Below are 23155 nucleotides of genomic sequence, written 5' to 3' on the forward strand. Positions count from 1 at the left end.
TCCGGGCACCGTGTGCCAGGGTTGGACCGTGCCAGATGCAACGCCCCCCGGGCCCCCGCCCGGCCCCCGCGACCCCGGCGACGCCTGGGCGGTCGGCCCCGACGGCACCAAGGCGTGGGGACGCTTCGGCGCCGCCGGCCTGCTCGTCGACGACGGCACCGGCCGCGTGCTCCTGCAGCACCGCGTCGAGTGGAGCCACCACGGCGGCACCTGGGGCATCCCCGGCGGCGCACGGCACCAGGGCGAAGCAGCGGTGACCGCCGCCCTCCGCGAATCCGCCGAAGAGGCCGGTGTGCCCGACGACGCGATCGCCCTGCGCCACACCGCCCTGCTCGACCTGGGGTTCTGGACCTACACGACCGTCGTGGGGCGCGCCTCCCGACCCTTCGAACCCGTCATCGCCGACCGCGAGAGCCTCGCCCTGTCGTGGATCCCGATCGACCAGGTCGACGACCTGCCCCTGCACCCCGGGTTCGGCAGGTCGTGGCCGGCGCTCCGCGCCACGGTCGCCACCACGCCGCACGTCGTCGTCGACGCGGCGAACGTCGTCGGCAGCGTGCCCGACGGCTGGTGGAAGGACCGAGCCGGCGCCGCATCGCGCCTGCTGGCGCAGGTGTCGGCGCTCGCCGCGGGCGGGGTGTCCGCGTCGTTGCTCGACCTGCCGTTCGCACGGTGGTGGCCGCGGTGGACCGTGGTGCTCGAGGGGGAGGCCCGGGCCGCTGCGGACGTGGGCGGTGCTGGTGGAGACGGCGGCGCGGACCGCGGTGCCGCCACCGGCGCCGTGGACGTCGTCCGTGCTCCGGCCTCCGGCGACGACGCCGTCGTCGAGTCCGCGCGGGCCGCGGTGCAGGCCGGCGACGGGCCGGTCGTCGTCGTGACGGCCGACCGCGAGCTCCGCGACCGCGTCGAGGCCCTCGGAGCGGTCGTCCGCGGGCCGTCCTGGTTGCGCGACCAGCTCTGAGGCACGCTCGGCAGCGAGGACCCGCGCGCCGTGTTCCGGATGGTCGCCGAGCGGCCGTCGATCGCTGCCGGTACGCTGGCCCTCCGTCAACGGAGACGCAACACGCAGGAGGTTCCCCTTGGAGCGCATCACCAGGGCCGACGACCGAGTCCACCGCCCCGCCGGGCCGTGGACCCCCACGGTGCACCGGCTGCTCGCCCACCTGCACGAGCAGGGGTTCGTCGCAGCCCCGGAACCGATCGCCCTCGGTGACACCCTCGAGACGGTCTCGTTCGTCCCGGGCGTCGCCGGGGAGTACCCCTGGACCGAGGACATCGCCAGTGAGGCAGCCCTCGTGACCAGCGCACGCCTGCTCCGCCAGTTCCACGACGCCGCCGCGAGCTTCCCGCGCAGCGCCACCGACGACCTCTGGTCGCAGGCCGACCGTGCCCCGGTCGAGACGATCGTGCACGGCGACTTCGCCCCGTACAACTGCGTCTACGACGGCATCGCCGCCGTCGGCCTGATCGACTTCGACACCGCACACCCCGGGCCCCGCGTCTGGGACGTCGCGAGTGCCGTCTACCGGTTCGCGCCGTTCACCACCGGCGCTGTCGAGGGATCGACCGCTCGCGCCCTCGACGAGCGGCTTGCGCGGGCTGCCGAGTTCTGCCGTGCCTACGCGCTCGACGAGCGCTCCCGCAGTGTCCTGGCCGAGACGATGATCGCGTCACTCGTCGCGCTCGTCACGACGATCGAGCACGAGGCCGCCGCCGGCAACCCCAAGTTCGTCAGCGACCTGCAGCACGGCCACGCCGACCTGTACCGCGCCGACGTCGCCTACCTCGAGCAGCACGCCGACGCCGTCACCGCCGCCGTCGCGTGACCACCAGCCCCGCGCGGCTCCGCACGGCGCGGTTCGCGGCGCAGGGCATCGCGGCGCCGGGGCTGCGCCCCGCCGAAGCAGTCGAGCGGATGCTGGCGGTGCAGGGGCAGGACCTCGGCCAGGTGCTCTGGGCCATCGGGGTCCGCGCTCCGGGATCGACGCGGGACGACGTCCGCGCCGCATTCGACCGCGGGGAGCTCGTCCGCTCGTGGCCGATGCGCGGCACCCTGCACGCCCTGCGCCCCGACGACCTCCGCCTGCTGCTCTCGCTCACCGCCGAACGGACGCTCCGCACGATCGCCCGACGCGCCGCCGAGCTCGGCATCGACGACGCCCTGCTCGGCCAGGCCCGTGACGCGACGATCGCGGCCCTGGTCGGTGGTCGAGCGCTGGTCCGTGACGACCTGTTCGCGGCGTACCGCGCTGCCGGCATCGACCCGTCCGGAGGTCGCGGCTACCACCTGGTCCTGCAGCTCGCGCAGGAGGGCCTCGTCGCGTGGGGCCCCACCGCCCGCGTCGGGCAGGGGCTCGTGCTGCTCGACGAGTGGGCACCCGCCGCCGGTGCGTTGCCGGACCGCGACGAAGCCCTCCGCCGGGTCCTGCTCGGGTACCTGCGTGGCCGTGGCCCAGCGACCGAGGTCGACGCCGCGAGCTGGACGAAACTGCCGCTCGGTGACCTCCGCCGGGCCCGGGCCGCGGCTGGGGACGCGGTCGAGGACCTCGGCGACGGACTCCTCGACCTCGCCGACCGGCCGGCATCCGCCCGCCCGGCAGCCGCGCGCGTCCCCACCGGGCACCTGCTCCCCGGCTTCGACGAGTACCTGCTCGGGTACGCCGACCGGTCGGCGCAGCTCGACCCCGCCCTCGCCGACCGGGTCGTCCCCGGCGCCAACGGCATGTTCCTGCCGATGGCCGTCGTCCGGGGTCGCGTCGTCGGCACGTGGAAGCGCACCGAGCGCCGGGCCGGGCACCTCGTCACCGTCACACCCTTCGGTGCCCTCGACGCGTCGTCCGTCCGTGCGCTCGAGGCAGCGGCCGCGCGGTACGCGGGGTTCCTCGGCGCGCCCGTCGCGACCACGGTGGTCTGACACGACCACCTGCGGGCCGCGCGCGGACGCTGCCCGGCTGCACCGGCCCTCTCCCACCGGTACGGCCACCCCGCCGCTGGCGCGTCGGTGCGGAACCGGCGGCACGGGCCCAGACCGTACCCAGCAACCATGCGGCGGACTCCGACACTGCCTCCGGTAATGTCGCAGGGCCATGACGGACAGCCCGGCCGACGCCACCCCCTACGAAGTCCTCGGCGTCCCCGCGACGGCTGATGACGAAGCGCTCCGCCGCGCCTATCGGCGGGCCGCCCGCGAGACCCACCCCGACCTCGGCGGCGACGCCCAGCGCTTCCGGCAGGTCCAGCTCGCGTGGGAGCGCATCGGCACGCCGGCAGCCCGGCGCGCGTACGACGTCGGGTTCCGCGCGTCCGGCATGTCCGGTCCGTCCGCGGCCGCCGCCGGCAGGGGTGACACCGGTCGCGACGCCTACGCACCCCCGGCAGCGCGTCGCGACACCCGCCCCCGGGCCCGGTCCCACGGACACCCCGGCGGTCGGTCGCGCGAGGTCTTCCTGCAGGCCGAACGCGAGTGGGTCGGGCTCGGCGACCCCATCGAGGACCCCTACGATCCCACGCTGATCCGCTCCGCGCCGCGGCACATCCGGCGCCTGCTCGCCGAGGCCCTGGCCGAGGAGACCACAGCCTCGATCGTCTCCGACATGGGGATCGGTGTCACCGTGTGGCACGACCTCGACGCCGGGGCCGAGGGCAAGCTCGACCACGCCGTCCTGACCCCGAGCGGACTCTGGGCCGTCGAGTCCATCGACTGGGGCGCTCCGGTCCGCATCGAGCACGGCGAGATCGTCGGCGAGACGCTCGCGCCGGGGGAGCGACCCGTCAAGGAACTCGTCCGCGCCGCCCGTGCCGTGCAGAAGCAGACCCGGGTGCGGTTCTCCGGGCGGCTGCTCGTCGTGCCGGACGCCGCCGTCACCGAGGACGTGCAGCTCGTCGGCTCCCCGAAGAAGCCCACCGCGCTCGTCGTCCGCCGGAGCGCGCTCGCCCAGGTGCTGAACGGCGTCCGGTCGCCGGCCGGTTCCGTCGACGTGTTCGAGATCCGCGACCGCCTGCAGCAGACCGTCCGCTTCGTCTGACCCGCTGACTCAGTAGCCGCGGAGCTTCTCGAGGTCGCGGCGCTCCCGCTTGCTCGGCCGACCGGCGCCGCGCTCGCGCATCGGCACGAACCCGGCCTCTTCCTTCGACAGCCGCGGCGGGGTCTTGTCCTCGAAGTGCTTCGCGGCCTCGGGGGCGCTCGTCCGCTTCAGGATGATGCCGGTCACCACGACGATGCGGTCGAAGCCGTTCTGCCGCACCCGCACCTCGTCACCGGGGCCGATCGGCTGCGCCGGCTTCGCGCGCTCCCCGTTCACCCGGACGTGACCGGCCTTGCACGCGGCGGTCGCGGCCGACCGGGTCTTGGTGATCCGGACGGCCCAGATCCAGCTGTCGACCCGGGCCTTCTCCATGCCGACACTCTAGGCGGCCCGTACCCTGGGCCGGTGCATGCGGACGAACAGGCGGCGATCGCGCGGGCCCGTGCGCTCGGGGTGCTGCACGATGCCGCGATCGGTGACCGCCTGGTGGTCCGGGCGCACCACGGGGACGGCGCGCAGGACGCCCTCGGCGACCTGGTCGCCCGGACGCCCGACTCCGTGACGATCGCCACCCGCCGCGGCCCGGTCGAGGTCCGGCTCGCCGACGTCGTCGCCGCGAAGCCCGTCCCGCCGCCCCCGCCCGCGCGGCGCTGACGCGCTCGGCTCGTCTGGTGCGAGGTGCCGTCCTCCGTGCGACCGCTCGTGGGTCGCACGGAGGACGGCACCTCGCACCACTCGCTCAGCGCCTCGCACGGTGCGAGCCCACCCCGGCGAGCCGCAGGCCCCCGCACCCTGCTCCCGACATACGCTCATCCCATGGCAGTCCCCGTCCCGCTCGGCACCGAGGACCGCACCGCCCGCCTGACCCTCCGCCGCCCGGACTCCTGGCGCCGCGAGGACTCAGCCCAGGCGGACCTGCGCGTCACCGGCGACGACGTCGTCCTCACTGTCCGATCCCGCCCCAGTGACCGCGCGATCGGCGACGAGAACACCGGCCTGCTCGAACGGCTGCCCGGCTCCGTCGAGGGCCTGCTGCTCGTCGGCTGCGACCCGTGGACCACCGCCGGCGCCCCGGCCCGGTTGGTCGAGTACGTCCGGCCCGACGAGCACGGCGACGTCGCCGGCACCCACCTGCTCTTCGTCACCGGTCGGCACCGCGTCGACCTGACGATCGAACGCCCGCTCGCCCGGCTGCTCAAGACCGACGACCTCGTGCTCGCGGTCCTCGAGAGCGTCCGCGCCACCGAGACGGTCCCGGTCCGCCCCGAGCGCAACCTCGAACCCCTTCCGGCCCCCGCCCCGACGACACCGCTCGAGGGTCCCCGGCTCAGCGCGGACGCGATCGGCACCCTGCAGAGCCTCGCCGGACGCCGGTGGAACCCCACGCTGCTCCGCACCGCGGCGGGCCGCGAACTCATCGAGGCGGGCCTCGTCGGCCGGCTCGGCACCCTGCCGGAGTCGACCCAGACCCTCCTCGAACCCTGGCAGGGCGATGCCCAGCCGGTCACGCTGGAACAGCACCTGCCCGACGGAGGCGAGTCGCGCCTCCAGGCCTGGTCGCAGACCGTCGTCGACGGGACCGACGCGGCGGGCGCCGTGGTCGCGTCCGTCACGCCGGACCGGGCCGTCGCGCTGCTGGCCGGGAGGCTCGGCATCGGTCCGACGTGGACCTTTCCGTTCCGCACGGGGTCGCTCCCAGGGCACCTGCTCGGCCGCAGGCTGGCCGGCGGTCCGGACGCACCGGACCTGCCGGAGGCCCTCGTCGAGGCGGACCCGCGCCTCGCGCGGTTCTGGGCCGCGCCGTGGACCGTCTCGTACCTGCGTCGACCCGGCAAGCCGAAGCCGATCACGATCGTGCGTGCCGAGGGGCATGGGTTCGCGCGGGTGGGCGCGACGAAGGCCGGGGAGACCGCCTTCCGGACGGACTCCCCGGCCAACGTCTACCGGTCGGTGGTGCGGGCGCTGCTGGGCTGAGCGCGCCCGGGTTCTCCCACTACGCGGCGGGGCCGGCGGTCAGGGTGATCGTGACCGTCTTCGCGGCGCCGGTGCTGTCGGTGTAGCGGACGCTCACCTCGTCGCCCACCGAGTGAGACTGCACGACCTTGGTGAGCTGGTCCGAGCTCGTGACCGCGGTGCCGTCGATGCTCGTGATCGTGTCCCCGGCGGTCAGGCCGGCGCTCGCGGCGCCGGAGCCCTCGACCGTGCCGGCGACGGCGACGCCGCCCGTGGTGCCGGAGGTGTTGCTGACCTCGACCCCGAGGAACGCGGGCAGCCCGATGGTGATCGTGCTCGAGGACTCCCCGGCGAGGATCTTCTCGGCGATCGTCTTCGCGGTGGTGATCGGGATGGCGTAGCCGGTGACGTCGGCGGTGCCGGAGGACGCTGCCGTGGCCATGCCGACGACCTCGCCCTCGCTGTCGAGCACCGGTCCGCCGGAGTCGCCGGAGACGATGTCCGCCGAGATCTCGATCAGGCCGGTCAGGGACTCGGTGCCAGTGCCGGACTCGCTCTGCACCTGGATGTCCTGGTCGGTCGCGGTGACGGTGCCCTCGGCGGCGACGAGGTTGCCGGTGCCCTCCGCGTTGCCGACGTCCTTGACGGTGTCACCGGTGCTCGGCTCGCCGTCGTCGTCGAGCGTGACCGTGGACAGCCCGGAGGCGTTCTCGAGCTTCAGGACGGCGACGTCGTTGGTGGCGTCGGCCCCGACCACGTCGGCTTTGTACTCCTTGCCGGTGGTCTCGTCGGTGACGGTGATGCTCGTCGCGCCCTGGATCACGTGGTTGTTCGTCAGGACCGTGCCGTCGGAGGTCAGGACCATGCCGGTGCCGGCCGCCTGTGATGACTCGTCGTAGTTCAGGACGGTGTTGATCGTCACGACGCCCTTCTTGTCGGCGGCCGTCGCTGCGGTGGCGGGGGACTGGGTCGTGCCGGTGCCGGTGCTGCCGTCGCCGCTGGTGCCGCTGCCGCTGCCGTCGCCGGGCACCGTGAAGCCGTTCGTCCCGTCGCTGCTGCCGGTGCCGCCGGTCCCGTCGGTGCCGGATCCGGTGTCGGGCAATGTGGTGGTGCCCTGCGACTGGCTCGACGTCGTGGTCGTCCCCTGCGACGACAGGCCGAGGGCGGTGCCACCGGCCGCACCGACGATGGCGAGTGCAGCGATGCCGGAGCCGATCATCAGTCCCAGCCGACGCGGGCGCTTCGTCGTACCGGAGTGGTTCGCGGTCGCCGCCGAGTACGCCCAGGCGTGGTTCGCGCCGGCGAGGGCGGGGCTGCCGATCAGGTACGGGCCGCGGCCGTCTGGCGTGTAGGCGTAGGGGCCGGAGCCGTCCGGACCGTAGAGGTAGGGACCCGAGCCGTCGAACGCGTACGCCGGGCGCAGGGAGGCCGGGTCGGCGTGCGGCGCCTCCCAGTGCATCCCGGGAGCCTGCTGCTGCGCGGCGGGGGTGCCGTCCTCGTCGTGGTCGGCGGCTGCGGGGTTCGGGGTCTCGTTCATCGGTGCTCTCCGGTCGTCCCTCGACGGCCCGGTCGGGCGTCGATGGAGACCAGTACAGGGCGCTTTCCCATGACGAGCCTATGAACGAACCCTGCGCACGCTCCGGGCTTGCTCGGGGGACGCCGAGTGGGGCTCCGGCGTTAGGGTGGCCTTACTTCCATGCCTCCGTCGACGTCCACGCCTCCGGCTCCCAGCTCCGTCCCCCGACTCGTCGGTGCGACCGTGCTGGCGGTCGTCGTCCTCGCCGTGGCCTGCGCGCTGTCGATCGCGTACGGCTCGCGGCCGATCCCGCTCGGCACCGTCCTCGACACGGTGCTGCACCCCGGTCGGAGCGACGAGGTCGGGCTCATCGTGCTCGGCAATCGCGTGCCCCGCACCGTCGTCGGACTGCTCGCCGGAGCCGCGCTCGGAGTGGCCGGAGCGGTCATGCAGGGCGTGACGCGGAACCCGCTCGCCGACCCGAGCGTCCTCGGCATCAACTCCGGTGCGACCCTGGCCGTGGTTGCCGGGATCGCGGTCTTCGGGGTGAGCGGCACGGCCGCCTACCTGCCCTTCGCGTTCGTCGGGGCCGCCCTCGCCGCCCTGCTCGTGTACGGGATCGCAACCGTTGCCCGGCGCGGCCTCTCACCCGTCGGACTCGCCCTCGCCGGAGCCGTGGTCGCCGCGGCGCTGTCGTCGGTCACCACCGCGGTGCTCGTGACCGACCAGAGCCTGCTCGACCAGTTGCGGTTCTGGCAGGTCGGTGCCCTCGCCGGCAAGGACCTCGGCACGGCGGGTATCATCACGGCGCCGGTGCTCGTCGGGCTGGTGATCGCGTTCGGTCTCGGTCGGTCGCTCAACACCCTCGCGCTCGGGGACGAACTCGCGGCGTCGCTCGGGCAGCGGGTCGTGCTCGTCCGCGCCGTGGGCGGCCTGGTCGCGGTGCTGCTGGCCGGGTCCGCGGTGGCCGCCGCCGGTCCGATCGCCTTCGTCGGGCTCGCCGTGCCGCACGCGGTCCGCCGCCTCTCCGGACCGGACCACCGCTGGACCATCCTGCTGTCGGCGATCGTCGCCCCCGCACTGCTGCTCGTCGCCGATGTGATCGGTCGCGTCGTGGCGTACCCGGGGGAGCTGCAGGTCGGCATCGTGACGGCGTTGATCGGGGCGCCGGTGTTCATCGCGCTCGTGCGGTCGAGGGCGGTGCGGGGACTGTGAGGCAGTCGTTCAGCTCCGGGCGTCCCCGGTCTGGCGGTCTGCGCCGCTCGGCCGGGCTCCGCCGTGAGGTCGCGGTGCTCGTCGCCGTGGTGGCGGTCATCGTGGTGCTCGTCCTGGTCGGGCTCGGCGCCGGGTCGATCCCGCTCACCCCGGGGCAGGTGCTCGCCGCCCTGTTCGGCCAGGGGGACCGGATCTCGGACTTCGTCATCGGGCAGCTCCGCGGGCCGCGGGTGCTCGGTGCCGTCCTCGTCGGCGCCAGCCTCGGCGTCGCCGGTGCCATCGTGCAGAGCGTCGTGCGGAACCCGATCGCGAGCCCCGACGTCATCGGCATCACCTCGGGGGCCAGCGCCGCCGGACTCACCGCCATCGTGCTGTTCGGTGCCAGCGGCGGCACCCTCTTCTCGGTCGTGCTCGTCGGCGCCGTGGCGGTCTCGATCGTCATCGCCGGGCTCGCCTGGCGACGGGGGATCACCGGTAACCGGGTGATCCTCGTCGGGATCGGCGTCGCGGCGATCTGCCTGAGCGTCACCGGCTGGATGCTCACGAGCGGCACCGTCACCCAGGCCGGCACCGCGCTGCTCTGGCTCTCCGGCAGCCTGAACGCCGTCGACCGCGACCTGGTCGGAGTCCTCGGCGTCGCGTTCGCCGTGCTCGGCGTGCTCGCGCTGCTGCAGTCCGCCCGCCTCCAGGTGCTGAGCCTCGGGGACGAGGTCGCCGCCGCGCTCGGACTCCGGCCGGACCGGGCGAAGGTGCTCCTGCTCCTCACTGCCGTGTGCCTGACCGCCGCGGCCGTGGCCACCGCGGGGCCCGTGTCGTTCGTGGCGCTGATGTCCGCACCGATCGCCCGACGCCTGGTCGGCGGCGGACGGGTGGCTCTCGCGCCGGTCGCCGCCGTCGGTGCCGCGATCACGCTCGGCAGCGACCTGCTGGCACAGTTCGCGATCCCCGGCAACGCACTGCCCGTGGGCGTCGTGACGGGCGTCGTGGGGGCGCCCTACCTGCTCTGGTTGCTCGCGCGGGGACGGTGACGTCGGGTCGCACGGGTCGCTGACAGCGCTCGGGCGTTCGCGGATCGCGGAAGTCCCTCCACAGTCCCAGATCGGGGCTGCCGCTCGGGCCTTCGTTTCCGATACGCTGGTGGGCCAAGAGGAGGAGGTCCACCGATGCCAGATCCAGTGGTCCCGCAGCCGGGCGGTCAGAAGACCCCGGAGCAGCGGCTGGTCGACACCACGCTGACCTTCAGCATGGACATGGGCGCGGCGCTCACCGCCGAGTCCGGTGTCTCGACCGAAGAACGTGAAGCCGTCAACGCCCTGCCCTCCGGGTCGGCGTTGCTCGTGGTCCGTCGTGGCCCCAACGTGGGTGCGCGGTTCCTCCTCGACTCCGACGTCACGACGGCCGGTCGGCACCCCGACGCCGACATCTTCCTCGACGACGTCACCGTGTCGCGCAAGCACGCGCAGTTCCTGCGCCACGGCACGAGCTTCAGTGTCAAGGACAACGGCTCGCTGAACGGCACGTACTTCGACGGTGTCCGCATCGACGAAGCGCTGCTCACCGACGGGGCCGAGGTCCAGGTCGGCAAGTTCCGCCTGACGTTCTACGCATCTCGGGTCGACCTGGCGCGCCTGGCGAACGCGTAGTGGCCGCACGGTCCGCTGCGGCCCGGGCGGGGTCCGCGGCGCCGGACCTGCTCACCATCGGGCAGGTCCTCGCTCGCCTCAAGCCCGAGTTCCCGGACCTGTCGAGCTCCAAGCTGCGGTTCCTCGAAGAGCGCGAGCTCGTCACGCCGATCCGCACGGCCAGCGGGTACCGCAAGTTCTCCGCTGCCGACCTCGAGCGGCTCCGGGTGATCCTCGGACTGCAGCGTGACCACTACCTGCCGCTCAAGGTCATCAAGGACTACCTGGCCGATCTCGATGCCGGGCGCGAACCCGTCCTGCCCGGCGGTGGAGACGCCCCGAAGCCGTCGATCCTCGGTCGCGAACGTCGGTACACCCGCGACGAAACGGTCCGGGCAGCCGGCGCCTCGCCGATGCTCCTCGCCGACGCGGTGTCGGCGTCGCTGCTCCCGGCCACCGACACCTACGGCGACGACGGCGTCTCCGTGCTGAAGGCCCTGGTCGAACTGCAGCGCACGGGTATCGAGCCGCGACACCTCCGCACGCTGCGCAGCACTGCCGAGCGCGAGGTCGGTCTCATCGAGTCCGCCCTCATGCCGGTGTCACGCCGGGGCGACGCGACCTCGCGGGCCAAGGCCACCGAGCTCGCGCGTGAGATCGCCGGGCACCTCGAGATCATCCGGTCTAACCTCATCCGCCAGGCCATCGGTCGTCTCGACGCATGACGCCGTCCGGTGCTCCGACAGGGCTTGTGTGTCAGTGGTCGAGGCGTATCCTCGACACGCCGGACGCGCCGGGTCGGATGTCCCGCGCGGGAGCGGTCGGAGTCGCTACCGTGGACCTCGGAACAACTCTCAACCCGTCGTTGAAGCTTCGGGTGGGAGCTCGATCGTCGTGGAAGGCAAGCTCATGAGTGGGAACGACACCCCTGGCACCGAGTCCGATGTGACCCGGTACGACCTCGGGCTGCTCTTCACCGATGGTCTGCCCGAGCACGACGAGCAGAACGGCTACCGCGGCACCGTCGCCGCACGGGCAGCCGGCATCTCGTACCGACAGCTCGACTACTGGGCCCGCACCGAGCTCGTGCAGCCGACGATCCGCGGGGCCGCCGGGTCCGGATCGCAGCGCCTGTACGGGTTCCGCGACATCCTCGTGCTCAAGCTCGTGAAGCGCCTGCTCGACACCGGCATCTCGCTGCAGCAGATCCGCACCGCGGTCAACCAGCTCCGGGAGTCCGGCGTCTCCGACCTGGCGCAGACCACACTGATGTCCGACGGCGCTTCGGTGTACCTGTGCACCTCCGACGACGAGGTCATCGACCTCGTGTCCCGCGGCCAGGGTGTCTTCGGCATCGCGGTCGGCAAGGTCCTGCGCGAGGTCGAGAGCTCCCTGGTCGAGCTCGACGCCACCGCCGCGGCCGACCCCTCCGACGAGCTCGCCGCTCGTCGCGCTTCCCGCGCTTCCTGACGAAGTTCTCGTCCCGCGGCTCGCCAGCGCGGTCACGAACCGTCGCCTGCGTGTCGCCGAGTGGTCACGAACTGTCGGCTGCGCGGCCGTCGGCCGACAGTTGGTGACCGCTCGGCGGACGTGAGCGGCATGTCGTGACTGCTGGGCGAGCTGGAGTCGGGATTGTCTGCCGGGGCTGGGGTGGGCCTCCTGGCAGTCGCCGTGTGGTCACGAACCGTCGCCTGCGTGTCGCCGAGTGGTCACGAACTGTCGGCTGCGCGGCCGCCGGCCGACAGTTCGTGACCACTCGGCGGACGTGAGCGGCACGTCGTGACCGCTGGGCGAGCCGGAGTCGGGCGTGTCTGCCGGGGCTGGGGTGGGCCTCCTGGCAGTCGCCGTGTGGTCACGAACCGCCGTGGGCGTGTCGCCGAGTGGCCACGATCTGTCGGCTGCGCGGCGGCGGACCGACAGTTGGTGACCGCTCGGCGGACGTGAGCGGCATGTCGTGACCGCTTGGCGAGCTGGAGTCGGGCGTGTCTGGCGGGGCCGGGGTGGGCCTCCTGGCAGTCGCCGTGTGGTCACGAACCGCCGTGGGCGTGTCGCGGAGTGGCCACGAACTGTCGGCTGCGCGGCGGCCGGCCGACAGTTGGTGACCGCTCGGCGGACGTGAGCGGCATGTCGTGCCCGCTCGACCGCAACGACCTACGCGGCGCCGCCCTCGGCGTACGGACCGATCTTGCCGGTGCGCATGATGCGCTCGAGCAGCTGGTCGAAGTTCTTTGCCATCTCCTGCGCGGACTCACCGGGCCAGACGTGCAGTGGCTTCGCCGCACCCTGCGCCTGCTGCAGCGACGTGCGCTCCGGCAGCTGCGGGGAGAGCACGAGCGGGCCGAACATGTCCCGGAGCTCCTTGATGCGGAACTGGTGCTCGAGCGACTGCACCCGGGCACGGTTCACGATGATGCCGAGCGGCTGCAGGCGCGGGGAGAGTCCGCGGCGGATCTCCTCGATGGCGCGGAGCGCACGGTCGGCGGCGGCGACGGAGAACAGGCCGGGCTCGGTGACGACGGTGACGCGGTCGGACGCGGCCCACGCCGTGCGCGTCAGGGCGTTCAGCGACGGCGCGCAGTCGATGAGGACGAGCTCGTAGTCCTGCTCGACGTTGGCCAGGGCCTCTTCGAGCTTCCAGATGTCGCGGATCGACGGGTGCGGCCCGTCGAAGTTGATGGCGGAGGGCGACCCGACCATGACATCGATCTTGCCCTGCGACCCCTTCGTCCAGCCCGAGGGGGCGATCGCCTGACGGACGATCTTCTCCTTCGGGTTCTCGAGGACGTCGGCGACGTTGAGGTGGCCGGCGAGGTTGATGTCGAGGCCCGTGGAGACGTCGGACTGCGGGTCCAGATCCACCACCAGCGTGCGCAGTCCCTTGGCGAACGCGGCCGAGGTCAGGCCGAGCGTCACCGTCGTCTTGCCGACACCACCCTTGAGGGAGCTCACGCTGAGTACATGCACGTTGAGCAACGTTACCGCCACTAGGGTTGTCTCACCTCAACCCGGGCTGAAAGGGACGTCGTGTTCACGAAGATCCTCGTTGCGAACCGTGGCGAGATCGCCATCCGCGCGTTCCGTGCCGCCTACGAGTTGGGGGCCCGTACGGTGGCCGTCTACCCGTACGAAGACCGGAACTCCCTGCACCGCCTCAAGGCCGACGAGGCCTACCTGATCGGGGAGCGAGGTCACCCGGTCCGGGCGTACCTGGACGTCTCCGAGATCATCCGCGTCGCCCGCGAGTCGGGGGCCGACGCGATCTACCCGGGGTACGGGTTCCTGTCCGAGAACCCGGAACTCGCCGCGGCAGCGGCCGCGAACGGCATCACGTTCATCGGTCCGGGCGAGCACGTACTCGAGATGGCGGGCAACAAGGTCACCGCCAAGGAACACGCGATCGCGGCCGGCGTCCCGGTCCTCGCGAGCACCCCAGCGAGCCGCGACATCGACGAACTGATCGCCGGCGCCGACGCGATCGGGTTCCCGGTCTTCGCCAAGGCCGTCGCCGGTGGCGGCGGCCGAGGCATGCGCCGGGTGGAGACGAAGCCCGAGCTGCGCGACGCACTCGAAGCAGCGATGCGCGAGGCCGACAGTGCGTTCGGCGACCCCACGATGTTCCTCGAGCAGGCCGTCATCCGTCCGCGCCACATCGAGGTGCAGATCCTCGCGGACGCAACCGGCACCGACGCGGGCACGATCCACCTGTTCGAGCGGGACTGCTCGGTGCAGCGGCGCAACCAGAAGGTCGTCGAGATCGCGCCGGCACCGAACCTCGACCCCGCGATCGCGCAGGCACTGCACCGTGACGCCGTGGCCTTCGCCCGGTCGATCGGGTACGTGAACGCCGGCACCGTCGAGTTCCTGCTCGACACCGAGGGTGAGCGCCAGGGCCAGCACGTCTTCATCGAGATGAACCCGCGCATCCAGGTCGAGCACACGGTCACCGAGGAGGTCACCGACGTCGACCTGGTGCAGTCGCAGATGCGCATCGCGGCGGGGGAGACCCTCGCCGACCTGGGCCTGGCACAGGGAACCGTCGCCGTGCACGGCGCGGCGCTGCAGACCCGCATCACGACCGAGGACCCGACGCAGGGCTTCCGTCCGGACACCGGCCGGATCAGCACCTACCGCAGCCCCGGCGGCGCCGGCGTCCGGCTCGACGGCGGCACGGTCGCCACCGGCGCGCAGATCAGCCCGCACTTCGACTCGATGCTCGCGAAGATGACGTGCCGCGGCCGGGACTTCCCGGCGGCGGTGTCCCGGGCCAAGCGCGCACTCGCCGAGTTCCGCATCCGCGGCGTCAGCACGAACATCCCGTTCCTGCAGGCCGTGCTCGAGGACCCGGACTTCGCCCGCGGTGACGTCTCGACGAAGTTCATCGAGGAACGCCCGCAGCTCTTCGGCGGTCACGTCTCGAAGGACCGTGGCACGAAGGTGCTCACCTGGCTCGCCGACGTCACGGTGAACAAGCCGAACGGTGAGCGGTCGCCGCTGGTCACCGACCCGGCCGACAAGCTCCCTTCCACCGACCTGACGGCCCCGGTCCCCGCGGGGCAGCGCGACCGCCTGCTGGCGATGGGTCCGGCCGAGTGGTCGAAGGCCCTGCGTGCCCAGACGGCCCTCGCGGTGACCGAGACGACGATGCGTGACGCCCACCAGTCGCTCCTCGCCACCCGGGTCCGCACGAAGGACCTCGTCGCCGTCGCACCGCACGTCGCGCGGCTCACCCCGCAGCTGCTCAGCGTCGAGGCCTGGGGTGGTGCCACGTACGACGTGGCACTCCGGTTCCTCGGGGAAGACCCCTGGGAGCGCCTGGCCTCGCTGCGCGAAGCGATGCCGAACATCCCGATCCAGATGCTGCTGCGCGGCCGCAACACCGTCGGGTACACGCCCTACCCGACCGAGGTCACCGACGCCTTCGTCGACGAGGCGGCTCGATCCGGCGTCGACGTCTTCCGCGTGTTCGACGCGCTGAACGACGTCAGCCAGCTGCGTCCAGCCCTGGAGGCCGTGCTCGCGACCGGCACGGCCGTCGCCGAGGCGGCGCTCTGCTACACCGCCGACCTCCTCGACCCCGCCGAGGACCTCTACACGCTCGACTACTACCTCCGGCTGGCGGAGCAGATGGTCGAGGCCGGCGCGCACGTCATCGGCATCAAGGACATGGCGGGGCTCCTCCGTGCCGGTGCGGCCGAGAAGCTCGTCACCGCCCTGCGCGAGCGCTTCGACCAGCCCGTGCACGTACACACCCACGACACCGCCGGCGGCCAGCTCGCGACCCTGCTCGCCGCCTCGCGCGCCGGGGCCGACGCCGTGGACGTCGCCGCAGCACCGATGGCCGGCACGACCAGTCAGCCGAGCATGTCCGCCCTGGTCGCCGCCCTGGCCCACACCGAGCGCGACACCGGCCTGTCCCTCGACGCCGTCGGTGACCTCGAACCCTACTGGGAGTCGGTCCGTCGCGTGTACGCACCGTTCGAGTCCGGGCTCGCCGGGCCGACCGGGCGTGTCTACAAGCACGAGATCCCCGGCGGTCAGCTGTCGAACCTCCGGCAGCAGGCGATCGCCCTGGGGCTCGGCGACCGGTTCGAGCAGGTCGAGGACTGGTACGCCGAGGCGAACCGGATCCTCGGGCGCCCGACGAAGGTCACGCCGTCGTCGAAGGTCGTCGGCGACCTCGCGCTGCAGCTCGCAGCGGTCGGTGCCGACCCGGTCGACTTCGAGCAGAACCCCGACAAGTACGACATCCCGGACTCCGTCGTCGGGTTCATGGCCGGCGAGCTGGGCGACCTGCCCGGTGGCTGGCCCGAGCCGTTCCGCTCGAAGGTCCTGGCCGGTCGCGACGTCCGACTCGAGATCACCCCGGTGCCCGCCGACGAGCGCGCGCACCTCGAGACCCGCGGGCCCGGGCGTCAGCAGGCCCTCAACCGCCTGCTCTTCCCGCAGCCCACGCAGCAGTTCCAGCGCGTGCGGGAGCAGTACGGCGACCTGTCCGTCGTCCCGACCGTCGACTACCTGTACGGGCTGCGCCCCGGACAGGAGCACAGCGTCCCGCTCGGCAAGGGCGTCGACGTGTTCGTCGGGCTCGAGGCGATCGGCGAGGTGGACGCCAAGGGCATCCGCACGGTCATGGCGACGATGAACGGGCAGCTCCGCCCGGTCGCCGTCCGAGACCGTTCGGTCGAGGTCGAGACGAAGGCGGCCGAGAAGGCCGACGCGTCCGACCCGAAGCACGTGGCCGCGCCGTTCTCCGGCGTGGTGACGCTCAAGGTCGCCGTCGGTGACGTCGTCGAGGCCGGTACGCCGGTGGCGAGCATCGAGGCGATGAAGATGGAAGCGGCCATCACGGCGCCCGTGTCGGGCACCGTCGGCCGACTCGCGATCCCGGTGACCCAGCAGGTGGACGCCGGCGACCTCCTGGTGGTGCTGCAGTAAATTGACCGTTCGTCCCATCCGCCTGTTCGGCGACCCCGTCCTCCGTTCGCCGGCCGACCCGATCCGACCCGAACTGCTCGGGAGCGCCGGGGTCCGTGACCTCGTGCAGGACCTCATCGACACCGTCAAGGAGCCGGGGCGTGCCGGGGTGGCCGCGCCCCAGATCGGCGTCGGGCTCCGTGCGTTCTCGTACAACGTGGACGGTGCGGTCGGCTACGTCCTCAACCCCGAGCTCGTCGAGGTCTCCGGGGAGCCCGAGCTCATGGAAGAAGGGTGCCTCTCCGTCCCGGGGCTCGGGTACCCGACGCGTCGCTTCCCGTACGCGAAGGTGCGGGGTGTCGACGTCGACGGCGCGGAGGTCGTCCTCGAGGGCACGGGCCTGATGGCCGAGGCGCTCCAGCACGAGTGCGACCACCTCGACGGCACCGTCTACGTGATGACGCTCGACCCCGAGGTCCGCCGCCAGGCACTGCGAGACATCCGCGCGCAGGACTGGTTCCACTGAGCGCTCCCACAGTCCCGCGTTCGCGAGCTGTGAACAGTGGTGTGACACCCCCACGGGGGATTGTCGCTTTGTCCTGACGAGGGGGTACCGTGCTGCTGTCGGCCTCCCACCGACGACCATCCCATCCCCCCAGGACTCCCGCATGACCAGTCAGAATGACGAGCTCAGCTCGCACCGCACCCGCACCAACCGTCGACCGGCCGAGACCACCGTCACGACCGGTTCGACCGCCGTCCTCGACGCCCCCGCGACGGAGCAGTCGCCGGAGGCCTGAGCCCCGCAGGCGCCCCCGGCGCCCACTGCGCGGCCTGGAGGCCCGGATCACGTCCGACGCACGTGATCCGGGCCTCTCCCCATCGGTACGGCCGACCCGCCGCTGGCGCGGCGCGTCGGAACCGGCGACGGTGGCCCAGGCCGTTGCGTCCACACCCGCGCGCACCCGGCGGGATCGGGCGTACCTGGTCGAAAGGAACGACCAGGTACGCCCGAATCGACCCGGTACGCCCGAAACGACCCGGTACGCCCGAATCGACCCGGTACGCCCGGCGAGTGCTACGAGCGACTGCGGCGCCGACCCTCGATCACCGGCGTCGCCGTCGTCTGCACCTTCGACCCGGAGTAGATGTGGTCGATGTCCGCGGCGAAGTCCTGCAGGATCACCGACCGCTTGATCGTGAGCTTCGGTGTGAGGTGCCCGGAAGCCTCGGTCAGGTCCGTGTCGAGGATCGTGAACGACCGGACCGACTCGGCGCGGGAGACCCGGCCGTTGGCGGCGTCGATGGCCTCCTGGACGGCGGAGAGCACGCGCTCGTCGTACGCGGCCTCGTGCCCGCTCAGCGTCGGGGTGATGCCGCGGGACTCGCACCAGCCGGGGAGCATCTCGCGGTCGAGCGTCACGAGTGCTGCGACGAACGGCTTGCCCTCGCCGACCACCACGACCTGGCCGATGAGCGGGTGCTCGCGGATGCCGTCCTCGAGCGGTGCCGGCGCGACGTTCTTGCCGCTCGCGGTGACGATGAGCTCCTTGGCGCGGCCGGTGACGGTGAGGACCCCGTCGGCGTCGAGCCGGCCGAGGTCGCCGGTGCGGAACCAGCCGTCGGCGAAGGCGTGCTCCGTCGCCTCGTCGTTCCGCCAGTACCGGTCGAAGACGTCGACGCCGCGGATCAGGATCTCGCCGTCGTCGGCGATCCGGACCTCGATGCCGGGCAGCGCGCGGCCGACCGTCCCGATGCGGAGTTCCCGGGCGCGGTTGACCGTGGCGGGAGCGGTGGTCTCGGTCAGGCCGTACCCCTCGAGGATGAGCACGCCGATGGAACGGAAGAAGTGCGAGAGCCGGGGGGAGAGCGGTGCCGAACCGCTGACGGCGTACTCGACCCGTCCGCCGAGGGCGTCGCGGAGCTTGGCGTACACGAGCCGGTCGAACAGCTTGAACTTGAGCCCGAGCAGGAACGGCACCCTGCCGGCTGCGAGGGCCTCGGAGTGGGCGACCGCGGTGTCGGCCGCCGCCCGGAAGATCCTGCCCTTGCCACCGAGGTCGGCCTTCTGCTCGGCGGAGTTGTAGATCTTCTCGAACACCCGCGGGACAGCGAGCAGGAACGTCGGCTTGAAGGTCGACACCGCTCGCATCAGGTCCTTGGTGTCCGGCTCGTGGCCCACGAGGACGCCGGCGGACACCGACATCGCGGCGATGAACCGGGCGAAGACGTGGGCCAGTGGGATGAACAGCAGGGTCGAGGCGCCGTCGGCGACGACCTCGGGCATCGCCTCGCTCGCGCCCTCCACCGTGGCGGTGAAGTTGTCGTGCCGCAGGACGCAGCCCTTCGGTCGGCCGGTGCTGCCCGAGGTGTAGATGATCGTGGCGTCGTCGTGCCCGTGCACGTTCGCCGTCCGGGCGTCGAGTTCTTCGTCGGTGACGTCCTCGCCGAGCCGGGTCAGGTCGTCGAGGCCGCCACCGTCGATCGTCCAGTGCTGGCCCAGGGACGGCAGGTCGGGCGCGATGGAGGCGACGCGGCGTGCGTGCTCCTCCTGCTCGACGACGATCGCGACCGACTCGGAGTCGGACAGGATCCAGCGCACCTGGTCGGGGGAGCTCGTCTCGTAGACGGGCACGGACACCAGGCCGGCTGTCCACACGGCGAAGTCGACCAGGGTCCACTCGAGCCGCGTGCGGGACAGGATCGCGACGTGCGCGCCCGGTTCGAGCCCGGCTGCGACGAAGCCCTTCGCGATGCCGCGCACCCGGGCGAGCGTCTCCGCCGCGGTGAAGGTGGTCCAGGCGTCGCCGTGGCGCTGGGCCAGGATCGGACGGTCGGGCGTCAGGCGGACGCGGTCGCCGAGGAGCCGCGCTGCCGAGCCGTGGTCGGGGGCGACGGGACCTGCGCTGGGGGGTGTGGCGTGCCTCCCGGCCGACGGCGTGGTCCCGGTGGCGGCACTGCCAACGCTGGACGTGTCGGTGGAGGCGCTGCTGCGTGCAGGACGCTGATCGTTCACGGTGACTCCCTTGTCTGCCGATTCGACTCGAGTGCGCCTCAACACCGAGGCGACACCGCCAGCATAGGACGCGTCACCGGGCGTTCCGCGACTTCGCGGCGAACCGGTAGGCTCGTTGCTCGTGCACGCCATCGGAATCGACATCGGGGGCACCAAGATCGCGGGTGCGGTCGTGACGGAACTGGGCGAGATCGTCGCCGAGGACCGCGTGGCCACCAACGCTGCGGACCCGAACGCCATGCTCGACGACGTCGTCTCGATGGTCGAGCGACTCAGCTCGCTCCACCAGGTCGGCGCCGTGGGGGTCGCCGCCCCCGGGTTCATCGACGCCTCGCAGTCGATCGTCTACTACACGCCGAACATCCGCTGGCGGAACGAACCGCTCCGGCAGAAGCTGCAGCAGCGCCTCGGCGACCTGCACATCACGGTCGACAACGACGCGAACGCCGCCGGCTGGGCCGAGTTCCGGTTCGGCGCCGGTCGGCTCGTGTCCGACATGACCATGCTCACCATCGGCACGGGCGTCGGCGGGGCCATCGTGACCGAGGACCGCCTGTTCCGCGGGGGCTTCGGCACCGGCGGCGAGATCGGCCACCTGCGCATCGTCCCGAACGGGCTGCCCTGCGGCTGTGGCGCCCGAGGCTGCATCGAGCAGTACGGCTCGGGCCGTGCCCTGCAGCGCATGGCGAACGACGTCGCCGACGCCGGCGGCATCGGTTCGGCCCTGGCCGACGCCCGCGCGGACAACGGCGGCCAGCTCGACGGCAAGATCGTCGGCGACCTGATCCTGGCCGACGACCCGGGTGCCCTCGCGGCCCTCCGCCGGCTCGGTCGGCACCTCGGCGAGGCATGCGCGTCGCTGTCCGCGGTGCTCGACCCGCAGCTCTTCGTGTTCGGCGGCGGCGTCGCCAGCGCGGGGGACCGGCTGCTCGACCCGATCAAGCAGGCGTACCTCAACAACCTCCCGGCCCGCGGGTACCACCCGGAGCCGGACTTCGTGATCGCCGAGCTCGTCAACGACGCCGGCGTCGTCGGTGCCGCCGACCTCGCCCGCATCCACGCCCGCACGGCGTAGGGTCGGGCCTCCCCATCACCCGGGCCACCCCCTTCTCACCACCTGGAGTCGTCGATGACCTACTGGCTGCTGAAGAACTTCGTGCTCGGCCCGCTCATCCTCACCCTGTTCCGGCCGTGGGTGGTCGGGCGTGAGCACGTCCCGACCTCGGGCCCGGTCATCTTCGCGTCGAACCACATCTCGTTCATCGACTCGGTGATCCTGCCCGCGGTGCTCGACCGTCGACTGTCGTTCCTGGCGAAGAGCGACTACTTCACTGGCCGCGGGCTGAAGGGCTGGGCGACGAAGACGTTCTTCAACGCCATCGGCCAGCTGCCGATCGACCGCTCCGGCGGCAAGGCCTCCGAGGCATCGCTCCGCACCGGCCTGCAGGTCCTGGCGCGCGGTGAGCAGCTCGGGATCTACCCCGAGGGCACCCGCAGCCCCGACGGCAAGCTCTACCGCGGCCGCACGGGCATCGCCCGGATGATCCTCGAGGGGCGCGTGCTCGTCGTCCCCGTTGCCATGGTCGGCACGCGCGAGGTGCAGCAGATCGGGCAGCGCTTCCCGAAGATCAAGCGCGTCGGGGTCGTGTTCGGCAAGCCACTCGACTTCTCGCGGTTCCAGGGGTTCGAGACCGACCGCTTCATCCTGCGCAGCGTCACGGACGAGGTCATGCACGAGCTCGCAGGCCTGAGCCGTCAGGAGTACGTGGACGTCTACGCCACCAGCGTGAAGGAGCGGGCGAGCTCCGCGCGCGAGGCCGTCATGCGGGAACGGAAGTCGACGCCTGCACGTTAGGCTCTGATGGTCCCGGCACCCCGCCGGGACGCCCATCGACGACGCGTGGCCCGGTGCCGCTCAGCGTCGTCGGGCCGCCCGCACAGAACACCGAGGTAACGCCCTTGCCCGAGTCGACCGACTTCGTCGCCCTGCAGGATCCGGACGTCATCGAGGGGCTCGACTATTGGCGGACGCTCCCGATCAAGCAGCAGCCGACCTGGCCGGACGCCGCCGCTGCCGAGGCCGCCTCGGCCGAGATCGCCACGCTCCCGCCGCTCGTGTTCGCGGGCGAGGTCGACAAGCTCCGCGAGCGGCTCGCCGCAGCCGCGCAGGGCAAGGCCTTCCTGTTGCAGGGCGGTGACTGCGCGGAGACCTTCGCCGGGGCCACCGCCGACTCCATCCGCGACCGGGTGAAGACGATCCTGCAGATGGCCGTCGTGCTGACCTACGGCGCCTCGATGCCCGTCATCAAGATGGGGCGCATGGCCGGGCAGTTCGCCAAGCCCCGCTCGAGCGACTTCGAGACACGTGGCGACGTCACGCTGCCCGCCTACCGCGGCGACATCGTGAACGGCTACGACTTCACGCCGGAGAGCCGGACGGCCGACCCGCGCCGCCTGGTGCAGGGGTACCACACCGCCGCTTCGACACTGAACCTGGTCCGTGCCTTCACGCAGGGGGGCTTCGCCGACCTGCGCCAGGTGCACTCGTGGAACAAGGGCTTCGCATCGAACCCCGCGAACGCCCGCTACGAGCACCTCGCCAAGGAGATCGACCGCGCGATCCGCTTCATGGACGCCTGCGGTGCCGACTTCGAGGCGCTCAAGCACGTCGAGTTCTACGCCTCGCACGAGGGGCTGCTGATGGACTACGAGCGCCCGATGACCCGCATCGACTCGCGTTCCGGCCTGGCGTACGACACGTCCGGTCACTTCATCTGGATCGGTGAGCGCACGCGGGACATCGACGGCGCCCACGTGGACTTCCTGTCGCGGGTGCGCAACCCGATCGGAGTGAAGCTCGGCCCGACGACGAGCGTCGACGACATGAAGGCGCTCGTCGACAAGCTCGACCCGAACCGTGAGCCGGGTCGCCTGACCTTCATCACGCGGATGGGCGCGGGCAAGATCCGCGACGAGCTGCCCAAGCTGCTCGAGGCGATCAAGGGCATGGACGCCAACCCGCTGTGGGTCACCGACCCGATGCACGGCAACGGCCTGACCACGCCGACGGGCTACAAGACCCGCCGCTTCGACGACGTCGTGGACGAGGTCCTCGGCTTCTTCGAAGCCCACCGCCAGGTCGGCACGTACCCGGGCGGCATGCACGTCGAGCTCACCGGTGACGACGTCACCGAGTGCCTCGGCGGCTCGGAGCACATCGACGAGGCCACCCTCGCCACCCGCTACGAGTCGCTGTGCGACCCGCGCCTCAACCACATGCAGTCCCTCGAGCTCGCCTTCCTGGTGGCCGAGGAACTCGGCGCGCACCAGCCCGACCGCGCGTAACGCAGGAACCGTCTCGTCGAAGCGACAGAACCCCGCGGCGTGTTCGCGG

The 23155-nt window shown here is 72.2% G+C and carries 21 protein-coding genes; 17 read left to right on the forward strand and 4 right to left on the reverse strand.

All coding sequences use genetic code 11. The features are described 5' to 3' along the window. The first annotated feature begins 28 nt into the window (after positions 1–28). From Q9R26_RS13955 to Q9R26_RS13970, 4 genes are all read left to right on the forward strand, one after another. On the forward strand, positions 29–961 hold the full coding sequence (locus Q9R26_RS13955) for an NUDIX domain-containing protein (protein WP_209134750.1): 933 nt from the start codon (positions 29–31) through the stop codon (positions 959–961). A gap of 118 nt (positions 962–1079) precedes the next feature. Then, a complete protein-coding gene (locus Q9R26_RS13960; protein WP_259577502.1) occupies positions 1080–1826 on the forward strand; it encodes a phosphotransferase enzyme family protein in 747 nt (248 codons plus the stop codon). After that, a complete protein-coding gene (locus Q9R26_RS13965) occupies positions 1823–2914 on the forward strand; it encodes a winged helix DNA-binding domain-containing protein (RefSeq protein ID WP_311227608.1) in 1092 nt (363 codons plus the stop codon). The genes Q9R26_RS13960 and Q9R26_RS13965 overlap by 4 nt, the downstream gene beginning before the upstream one ends. A 172-nt stretch (positions 2915–3086) precedes the next feature. Beyond that, on the forward strand, positions 3087–4025 hold the full coding sequence (locus Q9R26_RS13970; protein WP_311227609.1) for a DnaJ domain-containing protein: 939 nt from the start codon (positions 3087–3089) through the stop codon (positions 4023–4025). Between the two features lie 9 nt (positions 4026–4034). On the opposite strand, the gene Q9R26_RS13975 is transcribed toward Q9R26_RS13970, so the two are convergent. Then, a complete protein-coding gene (locus Q9R26_RS13975) occupies positions 4035–4397 on the reverse strand; it encodes an RNA-binding S4 domain-containing protein (RefSeq protein WP_110860116.1) in 363 nt (120 codons plus the stop codon). 33 nt (positions 4398–4430) lie between these two features. On the opposite strand from Q9R26_RS13975, the gene Q9R26_RS13980 reads away from it, so the two are divergent. Both Q9R26_RS13980 and Q9R26_RS13985 read left to right on the forward strand, forming a co-directional pair. Then, entirely contained in the window at positions 4431–4679 is a 249-nt protein-coding gene (locus tag Q9R26_RS13980; protein WP_311227610.1) for a hypothetical protein, read from the forward strand. Positions 4680–4841: 162 nt separating this feature from the next. Continuing rightward, on the forward strand, positions 4842–5999 hold the full coding sequence (locus tag Q9R26_RS13985) for a hypothetical protein (RefSeq protein ID WP_311227611.1): 1158 nt from the start codon (positions 4842–4844) through the stop codon (positions 5997–5999). A 19-nt stretch (positions 6000–6018) separates the two neighbouring features. Here Q9R26_RS13985 and Q9R26_RS13990 read toward each other — a convergent pair whose 3' ends face one another. Then, complete coding sequence (locus tag Q9R26_RS13990; RefSeq protein WP_311227612.1) at positions 6019–7515, reverse strand: trypsin-like peptidase domain-containing protein; 1497 nt, start codon at positions 7513–7515, stop codon at positions 6019–6021. A 159-nt stretch (positions 7516–7674) separates the two neighbouring features. On the opposite strand from Q9R26_RS13990, the gene Q9R26_RS13995 reads away from it, so the two are divergent. The 5 genes from Q9R26_RS13995 to Q9R26_RS14015 all read left to right on the forward strand — a co-directional run bounded on the left by Q9R26_RS13995 (position 7675) and on the right by Q9R26_RS14015 (position 11801). Beyond that, positions 7675–8709, forward strand: coding sequence for an iron ABC transporter permease (locus Q9R26_RS13995; RefSeq protein WP_182065503.1), 1035 nt, complete (start codon positions 7675–7677; stop codon positions 8707–8709). Further along, the gene (locus Q9R26_RS14000; RefSeq protein ID WP_259362774.1) at positions 8706–9737 is read left to right on the forward strand and encodes an iron ABC transporter permease; all 1032 of its coding nucleotides are present in this window, start codon (positions 8706–8708) and stop codon (positions 9735–9737) included. The genes Q9R26_RS13995 and Q9R26_RS14000 overlap by 4 nt, the downstream gene beginning before the upstream one ends. Positions 9738–9872: 135 nt before the next feature. Then, on the forward strand, positions 9873–10352 hold the full coding sequence (locus Q9R26_RS14005; RefSeq protein WP_051596676.1) for an FHA domain-containing protein: 480 nt from the start codon (positions 9873–9875) through the stop codon (positions 10350–10352). Continuing rightward, positions 10352–11056 (forward strand): MerR family transcriptional regulator, encoded by a 705-nt coding sequence (locus Q9R26_RS14010; protein ID WP_182065501.1) that lies wholly within the window; start codon positions 10352–10354, stop codon positions 11054–11056. The genes Q9R26_RS14005 and Q9R26_RS14010 overlap by 1 nt, the downstream gene beginning before the upstream one ends. A 184-nt stretch (positions 11057–11240) precedes the next feature. Further along, complete coding sequence (locus Q9R26_RS14015; RefSeq protein WP_027465231.1) at positions 11241–11801, forward strand: MerR family transcriptional regulator; 561 nt, start codon at positions 11241–11243, stop codon at positions 11799–11801. 681 nt (positions 11802–12482) lie between these two features. On the opposite strand, the gene Q9R26_RS14020 is transcribed toward Q9R26_RS14015, so the two are convergent. After that, the gene (locus tag Q9R26_RS14020; RefSeq protein WP_027465232.1) at positions 12483–13295 is read right to left on the reverse strand and encodes a ParA family protein; all 813 of its coding nucleotides are present in this window, start codon (positions 13293–13295) and stop codon (positions 12483–12485) included. Between the two features lie 60 nt (positions 13296–13355). Between Q9R26_RS14020 and Q9R26_RS14025 the strand changes: the two genes are divergently transcribed. The 3 genes from Q9R26_RS14025 to Q9R26_RS14035 all read left to right on the forward strand — a co-directional run bounded on the left by Q9R26_RS14025 (position 13356) and on the right by Q9R26_RS14035 (position 17545). After that, positions 13356–16766 (forward strand): pyruvate carboxylase, encoded by a 3411-nt coding sequence (locus Q9R26_RS14025; RefSeq protein ID WP_311227613.1) that lies wholly within the window; start codon positions 13356–13358, stop codon positions 16764–16766. A 1-nt stretch (position 16767) separates the two neighbouring features. Then, entirely contained in the window at positions 16768–17271 is a 504-nt protein-coding gene (locus Q9R26_RS14030) for a peptide deformylase (protein WP_182065497.1), read from the forward strand. A 142-nt stretch (positions 17272–17413) separates the two neighbouring features. Then, positions 17414–17545 carry a hypothetical protein gene (locus Q9R26_RS14035; protein ID WP_259362772.1) on the forward strand — a complete coding sequence of 44 codons (132 nt, stop codon included), beginning with the start codon at positions 17414–17416 and terminating at the stop codon, positions 17543–17545. 278 nt (positions 17546–17823) lie between these two features. Here the strand turns inward: Q9R26_RS14035 and Q9R26_RS14040 are convergent, their stop codons facing one another. Beyond that, the gene (locus tag Q9R26_RS14040; protein ID WP_311227614.1) at positions 17824–19761 is read right to left on the reverse strand and encodes a long-chain fatty acid--CoA ligase; all 1938 of its coding nucleotides are present in this window, start codon (positions 19759–19761) and stop codon (positions 17824–17826) included. Positions 19762–19882: 121 nt separating this feature from the next. On the opposite strand from Q9R26_RS14040, the gene Q9R26_RS14045 reads away from it, so the two are divergent. From Q9R26_RS14045 to Q9R26_RS14055, 3 genes are all read left to right on the forward strand, one after another. Beyond that, positions 19883–20836 (forward strand): ROK family glucokinase, encoded by a 954-nt coding sequence (locus Q9R26_RS14045; protein ID WP_017886608.1) that lies wholly within the window; start codon positions 19883–19885, stop codon positions 20834–20836. Positions 20837–20890: 54 nt separating this feature from the next. Further along, positions 20891–21616 (forward strand): 1-acyl-sn-glycerol-3-phosphate acyltransferase, encoded by a 726-nt coding sequence (locus Q9R26_RS14050; RefSeq protein WP_071405408.1) that lies wholly within the window; start codon positions 20891–20893, stop codon positions 21614–21616. Positions 21617–21720: 104 nt separating this feature from the next. Further along, on the forward strand, positions 21721–23106 hold the full coding sequence (locus Q9R26_RS14055; protein WP_182065493.1) for a class II 3-deoxy-7-phosphoheptulonate synthase: 1386 nt from the start codon (positions 21721–21723) through the stop codon (positions 23104–23106). The last annotated feature ends 49 nt before the right edge of the window (positions 23107–23155 follow it).

The sequence above is a fragment of the Curtobacterium sp. BRB10 genome (assembly GCF_031844325.1).
In the GTDB taxonomy this organism is placed as follows: Bacteria; Actinomycetota; Actinomycetes; order Actinomycetales; family Microbacteriaceae; genus Curtobacterium; species Curtobacterium poinsettiae_A.

Excerpts from the sequence above, each read along its gene's own strand:
- Q9R26_RS13970 (WP_311227609.1), top strand. The coding sequence starts at position 3,087 with ATGACGGACAGCCCGGCCGACGCCACCCCCTACGAAGTCCTCGGCGTC.
- Q9R26_RS13975 (WP_110860116.1), bottom strand. The coding sequence starts at position 4,397 with ATGGAGAAGGCCCGGGTCGACAGCTGGATCTGGGCCGTCCGGATCACC.
- Q9R26_RS13985 (WP_311227611.1), top strand. The coding sequence starts at position 4,842 with ATGGCAGTCCCCGTCCCGCTCGGCACCGAGGACCGCACCGCCCGCCTG.
- Q9R26_RS13990 (WP_311227612.1), bottom strand. The coding sequence starts at position 7,515 with ATGAACGAGACCCCGAACCCCGCAGCCGCCGACCACGACGAGGACGGC.
- Q9R26_RS13995 (WP_182065503.1), top strand. The coding sequence starts at position 7,675 with ATGCCTCCGTCGACGTCCACGCCTCCGGCTCCCAGCTCCGTCCCCCGA.
- Q9R26_RS14005 (WP_051596676.1), top strand. The coding sequence starts at position 9,873 with ATGCCAGATCCAGTGGTCCCGCAGCCGGGCGGTCAGAAGACCCCGGAG.
- Q9R26_RS14015 (WP_027465231.1), top strand. The coding sequence starts at position 11,241 with ATGAGTGGGAACGACACCCCTGGCACCGAGTCCGATGTGACCCGGTAC.
- Q9R26_RS14035 (WP_259362772.1), top strand. The coding sequence starts at position 17,414 with ATGACCAGTCAGAATGACGAGCTCAGCTCGCACCGCACCCGCACCAAC.
- Q9R26_RS14050 (WP_071405408.1), top strand. The coding sequence starts at position 20,891 with ATGACCTACTGGCTGCTGAAGAACTTCGTGCTCGGCCCGCTCATCCTC.